Genomic DNA, 12,418 nt, shown 5'->3' with positions numbered 1-12,418 from the left:
AGGGACATGGCATGCAGCAACTGAATCCTTCCGAGATCAGCGACATCATCAAGCAGCGTATCGAAAAGCTTGACGTCGCATCCGAAGCCCGTAATCAGGGCACCATCGTCAGCGTCTCCGACGGCATCGTGCAGATCCACGGCCTCGCAGACGTCATGTTCGGTGAGATGATTGAATTCCCGGGTGGCGTCTTTGGTATGGCGCTCAACCTTGAGCGCGACAGCGTCGGTGCTGTCGTTCTGGGTGACTACCTCCAGCTCGAAGAGGGCATGACCGCGCAGTGCACCGGTCGTATCCTCGAAGTGCCGGTAGGCCCGGAAATGGTCGGCCGTGTGGTCGACGCGCTGGGTAATCCGATTGACGGCAAAGGCCCGATCGACGCCAAGCTGACTGATGCGGTTGAGAAGGTCGCTCCGGGCGTCATCGCCCGTGAGCCGGTCGACCAGCCGGTGCAGACAGGTCTGAAGTCCATCGATGCCATGGTGCCGATCGGCCGTGGTCAGCGCGAGCTGATCATCGGTGACCGTCAGATTGGTAAGTCCGCCATCGCGATTGATGCCATCATCAATCAGAAGGGCAAGGGCATTACCTGTGTCTACGTCGCCGTCGGCCAGAAGCAGTCCACCATTGCCAACGTCGTGCGCAAGCTCGAAGAGCACGGCGCGATGGAACACACCATCATCGTCGCGGCTGGCGCTTCCGACCCGGCTGCCATGCTGTTCCTGGCACCGTACGCCGGTTGCACCATGGGTGAATACTTCCGCGACCGCGGTGAAGACGCGATGATCGTCTATGACGATCTGACCAAGCAGGCATGGGCGTACCGTCAGATCTCCCTGCTGCTCAAGCGTCCGCCGGGCCGTGAAGCCTACCCGGGCGACGTCTTCTATCTCCACTCCCGTCTGCTTGAGCGTTCCGCACGCGTCAACGCCGAATATGTCGAGCAGTTCACCAACGGTGAAGTGAAAGGCAAGACCGGCTCCCTGACTGCGCTGCCGATCATCGAGACCCAGGGTGGCGACGTGTCTGCGTTCGTTCCGACCAACGTGATCTCCATCACCGACGGTCAGATCTTCCTCGAGACCAGCCTGTTCAACTCCGGTATCCGTCCGTCCATCAACGCGGGTCTGTCTGTTTCCCGTGTCGGTGGTGCTGCTCAGACCAAGATCATCAAGAAGTTGGGTGGTGGTGTGCGTCTGGCACTGGCTCAGTACCGTGAGCTGGCAGCTTTCTCCCAGTTCGCCTCTGATCTGGACGAAGCGACCCGCAAGCAGCTCGAGCATGGTCAGCGTGTCACCGAGCTGATGAAGCAGAAGCAGTACTCTCCGATGTCCGTGGCCGACATGGCGATCTCGCTGTTCGCGGCCAACGAAGGCTACCTGGATGACGTCGAAGTCGCCAAGGTGCTGGGCTTCGAGAAGGCGCTGCTGGACTTCATGCGCTCCGAGCACGCGGATCTTCTGGACAAGATCAATCAGTCCGGCGGCTACGATGACGAGATCAAGAATGGTCTCAAGGCTGGCGTCGAGAAGTTCAAGGCGACTCAAAGCTGGTAAGTGGCATGGCCCGGCTAGGCCGGGCCCTGTCGTTTCCCTTCGGGTGGCATGAATAAGGCAGATCGCTATGGCAGCTGCAAAAGAGATTCGCTCCCAGATCGGGAGCATCAAAAATACGCAAAAGATCACCAGCGCCATGGAAATGGTGGCTGCGTCCAAGATGCGTAAAGCGCAGGATCGCATGGCGGCCAGCCAGCCTTATGCTCATCAGATCCGCAAAGTTGTAGGACACATCGCCCGGGCCAACCCGGAATATCGCCATCCCTATCTGATGGAACGCGATGTGAAGCGTGTCGGTTATATTGTGGTCTCCAGTGATCGCGGCCTGTGTGGTGGCCTGAACGCCAATCTGTTCAAGGCTGTCACCAAGCATGCGAAGAGCTGGCGCGATCAGGGTGTCGAGGTGGACTTCTGTGCCCTCGGCTCCAAGGCCGGTACCTTCTTCCGCAACTACGGTGGCAACCTGCTTGCCGCCAAGTCCGGTCTCGGGGATTCCCCGGGTACCCAGGATCTGATCGGTAGCGTCAAGGCCATGCTGGACGCATTCGACGAGGGCAGCCTCGACCGTCTGTACGTGGTGTTCAACGAGTTCGTCAACACCATGACGCAGAAGCCGGTCGTGCGTCAGCTGCTTCCTCTCGAAGCTGATCTGAATGACGAAGAAACCGGTCCCACTACATGGGACTACCTGTATGAGCCGGATGCCGTCTCGTTGCTCGACAAGCTGCTCAAGCGCTATGTCGAGGCCCAGGTCTACCAGGCCGTGGTCGAGAACATCGCCTGCGAACAGGCAGCGCGAATGATCGCAATGAAGAGTGCGACCGATAACGCCGGCGACCTGATCGACGACCTTCAGCTGGTCTACAACAAGGCCCGCCAGGCAGCGATCACTCAGGAAATCTCCGAGATCGTATCCGGTGCCGCCGCCGTCTGATGACAGCGTGGCAACAGGCAAGCAGGTTTCAATCGCAGGTTTAAGAGGAACCAGGAATGAGCGGACGTATCGTACAAATCATCGGCGCGGTGATTGACGTCGAGTTTCCGCGGGACGCAGTGCCCAAGGTCTACGACGCCCTGAACGTCGCCGATAGCGAGACCGTACTCGAAGTCCAGCAGCAGCTGGGCGACGGCGTGGTCCGTACTATCGCAATGGGTTCGACCGAAGGCCTCAAGCGCAGTCTCGCAGTTGAGAGCACCGGTGCTCCGATCTCCGTGCCGGTCGGCACGGCGACTCTGGGTCGCATCATGAACGTGCTGGGTCAGCCGATCGACGAAGCTGGCGACGTGGGTGCTGAAGAGCACATGCCGATTCACCGTGCAGCCCCGAGCTTCGCGGAACAGGCAGCGTCCAGCGAGCTTCTGGAAACCGGCATCAAGGTCATCGACCTGGTCTGCCCGTTCGCCAAGGGCGGCAAGGTCGGTCTGTTCGGCGGCGCCGGTGTCGGCAAGACCGTCAACATGATGGAGCTGATCCGCAACATCGCCACCGAGCACAGCGGTTATTCCGTGTTCGCGGGCGTGGGTGAGCGTACTCGTGAAGGTAACGATTTCTTCCACGAAATGAAGGAATCCAACGTTCTCGACAAGGTTGCCCTGGTCTATGGCCAGATGAACGAGCCGCCGGGCAACCGTCTGCGCGTGGCACTGACCGGCCTGACCATCGCCGAGAAGTTCCGTGACGAAGGTCGTGACGTTCTGCTGTTCGTCGACAACATCTATCGTTACACCCTGGCGGGGACCGAAGTGTCCGCACTGCTGGGTCGTATGCCGTCCGCGGTTGGTTATCAGCCGACTCTGGCGGAAGAGATGGGCGTCCTGCAGGAGCGCATCACTTCTACCAAGACTGGCTCGATCACTTCCGTGCAGGCCGTCTACGTCCCCGCGGATGACTTGACCGATCCGTCGCCGGCGACCACCTTCTCGCACCTTGACGCGACTGTCGTACTGTCCCGTCAGATTGCCGAGCTGGGTATCTATCCGGCCGTTGACCCGCTCGACTCCACCTCTCGTCAGCTCGACCCGCTGGTCGTTGGCGAAGAGCACTACAACACTGCCCGTAACGTTCAGGGTGTGTTGCAGCGCTACAAGGAGCTGAAAGACATCATCGCCATCCTCGGGATGGACGAGCTGTCTGACGAAGACAAGCAGACCGTGGCACGTGCGCGCAAGATCCAGCGCTTCCTGTCACAGCCGTTCTTCGTTGCGGAAATCTTCACCGGCGCGCCGGGCAAGTACGTGTCCCTCAAGGACACCATCCGCGGCTTCCAAGGTATTCTGGACGGCGAATATGACGCACTGCCGGAGCAGGCGTTCTACATGGTCGGCACCATCGACGAAGCTGTCGAGAAAGCCAAGGGCATGTAATTTCCCTGTTCAGGCATGAGGAAACAGGTATGGCTATGAGCGTCCATTGCGACATCGTCAGCGCTGAGAAAGGCATCTTTTCCGGCCTGGTCGAGCGTCTCGTGGCTGCCGGCAGCGAAGGTGATCTCGGCATCATGCCGGGCCACGCTCCGCTGCTGACCGAGCTGCAACCCGGCCCGATTCGCGTTCAGCGTCAGGGTGGGGCCGAGGAAATCTACTACGTCAGTGGCGGATTTCTCGAAGTGCAGCCGAACCTCGTTTCAGTCCTCGCCGACACCGCAGTACGTGCCGACGATCTGGATGAGGCGGCAGCCCAGGAAGCCAAGGAAGTGGCCTTGAAGGCCATGAACGACCAGGCTTCCGAACTGGAATACTCACGCGCCACGGCCGAACTGGCCGAGGCGATGGCCAAGCTGCGCACCGTGCAGCAGATGCGTCGTCACACGCGCTGAGATGCACTGGGCCATGACGGCCAGTGACAGGAAAGAGGCGACCTTCGGGTCGCCTTTTTTTGTGCTTGGCACAATGGGACGGCCGGTCTGACCGGCGAGGCAGCCTGGCGTGATCCAAGGCTGAGCATACTCATTCGCCAGCGCCTTGAGTGCTGAGCCTATAGGCTCAAGCCTCTTGCGGGAGTACTGCTACTTTCTCGGGTCTGTTCTCGGCGACAGCCCCGTGGGTAAACCTCGTCACTGGCAGGTCACGGATCAGCTGCTATCATGGCGCCACTATTTTCAGGGCTTCAGGTATGAAGACCCGCTTTCTACAGGAGTTCACCGATGAGCAGCGCAGAGCGTACCGACGTCGTCATTCTTGCCGCAGGCCAGGGCACCCGCATGCGTTCCAGATTGCCGAAGGTGCTGCACCCGCTGGCAGGCAAGGCGATGGTGCGTCATGTGGCTGACACTGCTGCAGGTCTGAACGGTGCGCATCTGAATGTCGTCATCGGTCATGGTGGTGAGCGCGTCCAGCAGCAGCTGGCCGATACCGGTGCCAGTTTCGCGGTACAGGCAGAGCAGAAGGGCACAGGGCATGCCGTGGCCCAGTCACTGGACGCCATCGGTGATGGCAAGGTACTGATCCTGTATGGCGATGTGCCGCTGATTCGTCGCGAGACCCTCGAGGCGCTGCTGGCCGAAGTCAGTGAGCAGACCCTGGGGCTGCTGACGGTGATTCTGGAAGACCCGACAGGCTATGGCCGTATCGTGCGTGACGCCGAAGGCCGCGTCAGCGCCATCGTCGAGCACAAGGATGCCACGCCGGAGCAGCTGGCCATCCAGGAAGGCAACACCGGTATCCTCGCCACCACCGGTGCTCAGCTCAAGCGCTGGCTGCCGGCGCTGTCCGCCGACAATGCCCAGGGTGAGTACTACCTGACCGACATCATCGCCATGGCAGCCAGCGAAGGCGTCAACATCGCCACCGCCCAGCCGGCGGCAGTCGAGGAAGTGCAGGGCGTCAACAACCGCCTGCAGCTGGCCGATCTCGAGCGTGCCTTCCAGCGTCGTGAGGCCAACCGCCTGATGACCGAAGGCGCCAGCCTGGCCGATCCGTCACGCATCGATGTGCGCGGCAAGCTGACCATCGGCACTGACATCAGCATCGATGTCGGCTGCATCTTCGAAGGCGACGTCACCCTGGCGGATGATGTGGTCATCGGCGCCCACTGCGTGATCCGCAACGCCACCATCGGTGCCGGTGCCAACATCGCGCCGCACAGCGTCATCGACGGCGCCGTGCTGGAAGGCGACAACAACGTCGGTCCGTTCGCGCGTCTGCGTCCGGGCACCGAGCTTGCGCGTGGCGCACGTATCGGCAACTTCGTCGAGACCAAGAATGCCCAGGTCGGTGTCGATGCCAAGATCAATCACCTGAGTTATGTCGGCGATGCCACCCTCGGCGAGGCCGTCAATGTCGGCGCCGGCACCATCACCTGCAACTATGATGGTGCCAACAAGTTCCGCACCGAAATCGGCGCCAATGCCTTCATCGGCTCCAACTCGGCGCTGGTGGCACCGCTCAAGATCGGTGCCGGTGCCACTGTGGGTGCCGGTTCTACCTTGAGCCGCGATGTCGCCGAGGGCGCGCTGAGCGTGGCGCGCGGCAAGCGTATCGACAAGCCGGAATGGCCGCGTCCGACCAAGAAGTGATCGGCTACAGTGATCGGCAGTAGTGGTAGTGATGCTTGCCCCTGAGGGGAGATGAGCATCACCGGCGGGGAGGCACCGACAGGTGTCTCCCCGTTTTTTCGTCACGGCCGATTGTGCTGGTTGACCGGCCGGGAGCGAATCGTCTCATCCTCTAGCGTCTTTCACTTGATGTTTCGATTAATCTCTCTTATCTTTCGGTTCGAAACTTTATGGGAGTTCCCGATGTCAAAGCGACTGACACCACAACGGCGTCACCAGATCCTTGATCAGCTGGCGCGTGACGGTGAGGTCAGTGTCGAGGCACTGGCGCGGGAGCTTGCCACCTCGGAGGTCACCATCCGCAAGGACCTGGCCTTCCTCGAGAAGAGTGGCCTGCTGCTCAGGCGCTATGGCGGCGCCGTGGCCATGCCGCGTGAGCTGCTGGTACATGACGAGCCGGTCAGCGCCGCCAAGCAGGCCATCGCCCGCCTCGCCGCGAGCCGTATCCGCGCGCACCAGCGCATCATCATCGACAGTGGCACCACCACGGTGGTGTTGATTCCCGAGCTCAAGGGTCGGGATGACCTGATCGTGATGACCAACTCGCTGAGCGTGGCCAATGCCATCCGCGAGCTGGAAAACGAGCCGGTGCTGCTGATGACCGGCGGCACCTGGGACCCGCACTCGGATTCCTTCCAGGGTCAGGTGGCGGAGCAGGTACTGCGCAGCTATGACTTCGATCAGGTGTTTCTCGGCGCGGATGGTCTCGACCTCGAGCGTGGCACCACCACCTTCAACGAGCTGATCGGCCTGTCGCGCGTGATGGCCGAGGTGTCGCGAGAAGTGGTGGTGATGGCGGAATCCCACAAGCTGGGCCGTCGCATTCCCAACCTGGAGCTGGCCTGGACCAGCGTCAGTACCCTGATAACCGATGACGCGCTGCCTGATGCCGCGCGTGACCAGATTCGCGCTCATGGCGTCGAGGTGTTGATCGCCCCGCTCATCGAGCCAGCAACTGCATAAGGAGATCGCTCATGTGTGGCATCGTCGGCGCCGTCGCCAGTCGTAACGTCCAGAACATCCTGCTCGAGGGCCTGCACCGCCTCGAATACCGTGGCTACGACAGCGCAGGCATGGCCGTCCTCTCCGAAGAGGGGCGCCTGAACCGCGTGCGTGCGCTGGGCAAGGTCGCAGCGCTGCAGGAGCGTCTCGAGGAAGCGCCGCTCAAGGGGCGTGTCGGCATCGCGCACACCCGCTGGGCCACCCATGGTGCACCGAGTGAGGCCAACGCCCACCCGCACCAGTCCGGTGACAGTCTGGCCGTGGTCCACAACGGCATCATCGAGAACTACGAGACCCTCAAGCGCGAGCTGGAAGGTCAGGGTTATGTCTTTACCTCCGAGACGGACACCGAGGTCGTCGCGCACCTGCTGGCGCGTGAATACACCCTGAGTCAGGACCTTCTGACCGCGGTGCAGAAGGCGGTGGCGCTGCTCGATGGCGCCTTCGCGCTGGGCGTGGTGCATCGTGCCCAGCCGGACGTTCTGATCGGCGCGCGTCAGGGAAGCCCGCTGGTGATCGGTGTCGGGATCGACGAGCACTTCCTGGCCTCCGATCAGTTGGCGCTGCTGCAGGTCACTGATCGCTTCATCTACCTGAAGGAAGGCGATCTGGTGCGCATGACCGCCGAGCAGATCGAGATCTTCGAGCAGGGCGAGCGCCTGGTCACCGAGGCCAACGAGCGTCCGGTGCAGACCTTCGAGCACGCGCAGGATGCCGCTTCCAAGGGCGATTACCGTCACTTCATGCTCAAGGAAATCCACGAGCAGTCGCGTGTGCTGGCCGCCACGCTGGAAGGCCGCCTGAACGGTGACCACGTGCTGGTGCGCAGCTTCGGCAGCGAGGCGGAAAACCTCTTCCGTCAGGTCAAGCAGGTGCAGATCGTCGCCTGTGGGACCAGCTACCACGCCGGCATGGTCGCGCATTACTGGATCGAGCGTCTGGCCGGCATTCCGGCGGCGGTCGAGGTCGCGTCCGAGTTCCGCTACCGTCCGGTGGTGGTCGCCGATGGCACCCTGTTCGTCACACTGTCCCAGTCCGGCGAGACCGCCGATACGCTGTCCGCGCTGCGCTATGCCCAGTCGCTGGGTGGCTTCCTCGGTAGCCTGGCGATCTGCAACGTCCCGGGCAGCTCGCTGGTGCGGGAATCAGACCTCAGCCTGATGACCATGGCCGGCCCGGAAATCGGCGTCGCCTCCACCAAGGCCTTTACCACCCAGCTGATCGGTCTGATGCTGCTGACACTGTCGCTGCGTCGTGTGCGTGGCGGTGATGAGGCGGGGGAAGCCGAGGTGGTGCGTGAGCTGCGTCAGCTGCCGTCGCTGGTCACCAAGGCACTGGCCATGGACAGCGAGATCGAACGTCTCTCCGAGGCCTTCGCCGACAAGCACAATGCGCTGTTCCTCGGGCGTGGCACCCAGTTCCCCATCGCACTGGAAGGCGCGCTCAAGCTCAAGGAAATCTCCTACATCCACGCTGAGGCTTATCCGGCGGGTGAGCTGAAACACGGCCCGCTGGCACTGGTCGATGCCGACATGCCGGTAGTGGCGGTGGCGCCGAACGACGAGCTGCTCGAGAAGCTCAAGTCGAATCTGCAGGAAGTGCGTGCGCGTGGCGGCGAGCTTTACGTGTTCGCTGACGAGAACATCAGCCTTGAAGAGAGCGAAGGCGTGCGTGTGCTGCGCATGCCGCATGTCAGTGAAGTGCTGGCGCCGATTCTCTACACCCTGCCGCTGCAGCTGCTGTCCTATCACGTCGCCGTGCTCAAGGGCACTGATGTCGATCAGCCGCGCAACCTGGCCAAGAGTGTCACGGTCGAGTGATCCGCGCTGCAGGACGGCTGCGCCCTATCTGGCGCAGCACTGGATGAGCCCAGTCTCATTGTGCCAACGGCAGCCTTCGGGCTGCCGTTTTTGGTATCCTGTGCGCCTGCCTTCTTATCCCCTTCCGTCCGCTGCGCGTTCATCGCCCGGCGCACGCACGTGACCTGCCATGACTGATCGCGACGCATCGCTTACCCGCCTCAACAAGTTCATCAGCGAAACGGGCTTCTGCTCGCGGCGCGAGGCGGACCGCTACATCGCCGAAGGACGCGTGACCATCAATGGGGACGTGCCCGAAATGGGTACCAAGGTCGCGCCGGGCGATGAAGTGCTGGTCAACGGCAAGCCATTGAAAGCCAAGCAGGAAGCGGTCTACCTGGCCTTCAACAAGCCGGTGGGCATCACCTGTACCACCGAGCGCCATGTCGATGGCAACATCATCGATTACATCGGTCATCCCAAGCGGATCTTCCCGATCGGCCGCCTCGACAAGCCCTCCGATGGCCTGATCTTCCTGACCAGTGACGGCGATATCGTCAACAAGATCCTGCGTGCCGGCAATGCCCACGAGAAGGAATATGTGGTGCGGGTCGACAAGCCGATCAACGCCGACTTCCTCAAGCGCATGGCCGCTGGCGTGCCGATTCTGGACACCATCACCCAGCCGTGTCGCATCGAGCAGATCTCGACCTATGTGTTCCGCATCATCCTGACCCAGGGCCTCAACCGTCAGATCCGTCGCATGTGTGAGGCGCTGGGCTATGAGGTCTTCAAGCTCAAGCGGGTGCGCATCATGAATGTCAGCCTGGACGGGCTGGGAGTCGGCGAATGGCGATATCTCACCCAGCGCGAGATGGCGGATATCCAGCAGATGATCGAGGGCTCCAGTGGAACCGAAGAAGCCTCGCGCCTGGCCGCGGCACCGCCGCCTTCCCAGCATGCGACGGCCGCGCGCCATCAGCGCGCCGCCCAGGGTACGGACGCTGGCCGGCGTAGCGGGACTCGACGTCATGAAGGCGGCAATAGCGCTGTCGGTCAGCGTGACACACGTCGGCGCAGTCCGGGTCAGCGCAGCCCTGATAAGCGCGACACAGGTCAGCGCGGTGCTGATCAACGCCATCCGGGCCAGCGTTCAGGAGCCAAGCAGGAGAGTACAGGGCGTCGTGAGCGTTCTGATGAGCGCACCCCGGGGCGTGGCAATCAGGAAGGCAGAAGTGACGGTAAAAGTGCCCGCAGGAATACCACCAAGAGTTCGGGAGGCGCCGGCAAGCTCGCCGGCGGCCTCAAGCCGCGCACGCGTGGCAACGCCAGCGATGGTCGCAATGAGCGTGGCGCGGCCAACAGCAAGGGGGCTGTTAACAAGAGCTCTGCCAACAAAGGCTCTGCCAACAAGGGCGGTAGCAGCAAGAGTTACGGCAACACGAGCTCGGGGAAAAACAGCCCGGCTGGCAAGGGCGCCTCGTACAAGGGCGGCGGCTCTTCCAGCGGGGGACGCGGTCGCCGCTAGTGAGCCGTCTGTACCTGCTTGTCATGTGCCGGTGAAGCAGGCTGTGCGGTCTGGGGCGTGCGGCGATGGTAGCGGCCCAGCACGAAGGACAGTGTCGCGAATGCCAGTGCTGAACAGATGACCTGTGGCCAGGGGTAGACCAGCGCGGCGATCGCGATCAGCAGCAGGTCGAAGGCGAAGGTGGTGCGACCGGCATGGATGCCGAAGCGTCGCTCCAGATGCAGCGCCAGAATGTTCAGGCCGCCCAGTGAGGCGTTCTCGCGAAACAGCAGCGTGATGCCCAGGCCGATCAACAGGCCTGCGGCTATCGCCGCGACCGGCAGGCTGACAGCGCCCAGCGGCAAGCTGACCGCCAGCACATCGGACAGCACGGAGAGCAGGGTGACGCAGCCCAGCGTGCGCAGGGTGAAATTCAGCCCCAGCTGTTTCCAGGCCAGGCCGTAGAAGGGCAGGTTGATCAGGAAGAACAGGCTGCCGAAGCTCAGTGCTGTCAGGTCGGCACCCAGCAACGACATGCCGGCAGTGCCACTGACCAGCAGGCCACCGGCCTGCAGCAGGCGTACGCCAAGCGCCACCAGCAGGCAGCCCTCGATGAGCGTGATCAGGCTGCGCAGGGTGATGGCATTTGCCGCGCGTGAGCGGCTGCCGCTGGCGCGCAGTATGAGTCGTTGGAAAGCAGTCATGACAGGCTCCGGGGTATGGGCAGTCAACAAGAGTGTCTTCCGGCGCGGCTTGTGGCTGGCAGGAAGCGGAGTCAGGGCGGTGGGTGGACCGCCTGCTGACGTGTCATGCAGGATGCGGACCATAGCACGCCGTGATGACAGTTTTTATTGTGCTTACGTCGCTCTGGCAGACGATATTCTTCGGCTTGTTGGCTCTTTGACCCTTATATTCCTCTAGTTCTGGCCTCTTCATGCACCATTTTCATGCAGCCTCCGAACCGCCGGATACCTCGCACTCGGCGGGACATCTTCATCTCGGGCTCGCGATGTGGGCCAATGACGACTGGCGCGGCAGCCTGTTGCCGGGCAGCGGCCCGCGGGAACATCTGGCGGATTACGCCAGGGTCTTCGATAGTGTCGAGGGCAATACCAGTTTCTATGCCCAGCCCACGGCTGCTGCCATCGCCAGCTGGGCACGTCAGGCACCGGCCAATTTTCGCTTCTGCTTCAAGTTGCCGGGCCGACTGACTCATGAATTGCGTCTGCAGGGCATCGAGCAGGAATTGGCGGCATTTCTCGATTGCCTGGTACCGATAAAGGACCGCCTCGGTCCGATCATGATTCAGCTACCACGTGACCTCGGGGCGGACGTCCTGCCACGCCTCGAGCAATTTCTGCAGTCGGTGAAGGGAACAGGGCTTGCCTGGGCGGTGGAGCCCCGCGACCCGATATTCTTCGCCAAGGGTGAGGTGGAACGACAGTTGAATCGCTTGTTGATAACTCACGCAGTCGATCGCGTGATGCTGGATGTGCGTCCACTCTTCAGTGGCCCTACCACCGCGCATCCGGGCCTTGCGGTGGCGCGCTCGGAAAAGCCTCACCGCCCATTGCATGTGTTCTCCAGCGGACAACATCCCGTGGTGCGTTTCATCGGGCATTACGATGAATCCACCAATCGGGCACTGTTTGCCCCCTGGGTAGAGCGTCTTTCCTTGTGGATAAGTCAGGGGAAAAGCCCGTTCCTCTTCGTGCATACACCGGACAACAAGGCAGCGCCCGCACTGGCACGCCTGTTGGCCAATCAGGTGCTGGCGAAACTGGGCCGCCCCTTGGTCGGGGCCTTTCCGGGCGAGGGGCAGGGCAGTCTGTTCTGACGCTCCATCAGGGCGTGATGTTTCTCCTGTGAGGCCATGGTCTGATGGTGGCTTGCTGGCAGATGGCCCCTCAATCGAGTAGCTTTAGCCACATGTTGCCGTTACCGCGGCGATATTTACCGGAGATGGGCAGTCTGCCCGTTCCGGCGTGCCTATCGGCACTT

10 protein-coding genes are annotated in these 12,418 nt (G+C 62.1%); 9 read left to right on the top strand and 1 reads right to left on the bottom strand.

Annotation, left to right across the window (positions count from 1 at the left end; genetic code table 11):
* The first annotated feature begins 11 nt into the window (after positions 1-11).
* From atpA to rluF, 8 genes are all read left to right on the top strand, one after another.
* Positions 12-1,556 carry a F0F1 ATP synthase subunit alpha gene (gene atpA / locus AC5WNI_RS16915; protein WP_175088901.1) on the top strand — a complete coding sequence of 515 codons (1,545 nt, stop codon included), beginning with the start codon at positions 12-14 and terminating at the stop codon, positions 1,554-1,556.
* 67 nt (positions 1,557-1,623) lie between these two features.
* Complete coding sequence (gene atpG, locus AC5WNI_RS16910) at positions 1,624-2,490, top strand: F0F1 ATP synthase subunit gamma (protein WP_043331714.1); 867 nt, start codon at positions 1,624-1,626, stop codon at positions 2,488-2,490.
* A gap of 56 nt (positions 2,491-2,546) precedes the next feature.
* Positions 2,547-3,920: a F0F1 ATP synthase subunit beta gene (gene atpD, locus AC5WNI_RS16905; RefSeq protein WP_175088900.1), complete on the top strand. Its 1,374-nt coding sequence runs from the start codon at positions 2,547-2,549 to the stop codon at positions 3,918-3,920.
* A 29-nt stretch (positions 3,921-3,949) separates the two neighbouring features.
* A complete protein-coding gene (locus AC5WNI_RS16900; protein ID WP_054556360.1) occupies positions 3,950-4,372 on the top strand; it encodes a F0F1 ATP synthase subunit epsilon in 423 nt (140 codons plus the stop codon).
* A 327-nt stretch (positions 4,373-4,699) separates the two neighbouring features.
* Positions 4,700-6,070: a bifunctional UDP-N-acetylglucosamine diphosphorylase/glucosamine-1-phosphate N-acetyltransferase GlmU gene (glmU, locus tag AC5WNI_RS16895; RefSeq protein ID WP_175088899.1), complete on the top strand. Its 1,371-nt coding sequence runs from the start codon at positions 4,700-4,702 to the stop codon at positions 6,068-6,070.
* Between the two features lie 222 nt (positions 6,071-6,292).
* On the top strand, positions 6,293-7,072 hold the full coding sequence (locus tag AC5WNI_RS16890) for a DeoR/GlpR family DNA-binding transcription regulator (RefSeq protein WP_175088898.1): 780 nt from the start codon (positions 6,293-6,295) through the stop codon (positions 7,070-7,072).
* 11 nt (positions 7,073-7,083) lie between these two features.
* The gene (gene glmS, locus AC5WNI_RS16885) at positions 7,084-8,931 is read left to right on the top strand and encodes a glutamine--fructose-6-phosphate transaminase (isomerizing) (RefSeq protein WP_175088897.1); all 1,848 of its coding nucleotides are present in this window, start codon (positions 7,084-7,086) and stop codon (positions 8,929-8,931) included.
* Positions 8,932-9,100: 169 nt separating this feature from the next.
* Positions 9,101-10,438: a 23S rRNA pseudouridine(2604) synthase RluF gene (rluF, locus tag AC5WNI_RS16880; RefSeq protein WP_175088896.1), complete on the top strand. Its 1,338-nt coding sequence runs from the start codon at positions 9,101-9,103 to the stop codon at positions 10,436-10,438.
* Here rluF and AC5WNI_RS16875 read toward each other — a convergent pair.
* Positions 10,435-11,121, bottom strand: coding sequence for a YitT family protein (locus tag AC5WNI_RS16875; RefSeq protein WP_175088895.1), 687 nt, complete (start codon positions 11,119-11,121; stop codon positions 10,435-10,437). The genes rluF and AC5WNI_RS16875 overlap by 4 nt on opposite strands.
* A gap of 230 nt (positions 11,122-11,351) precedes the next feature.
* On the opposite strand from AC5WNI_RS16875, the gene AC5WNI_RS16870 reads away from it, so the two are divergent.
* A complete protein-coding gene (locus AC5WNI_RS16870; RefSeq protein ID WP_175088894.1) occupies positions 11,352-12,254 on the top strand; it encodes a DUF72 domain-containing protein in 903 nt (300 codons plus the stop codon).
* The last annotated feature ends 164 nt before the right edge of the window (positions 12,255-12,418 follow it).

It is taken from the genome of Cobetia sp. PDI-12MA (assembly GCF_059507695.1).
Note: the sequence above shows the minus strand (reverse complement) of the source record. Positions and strands in the feature narration are given on the sequence as shown.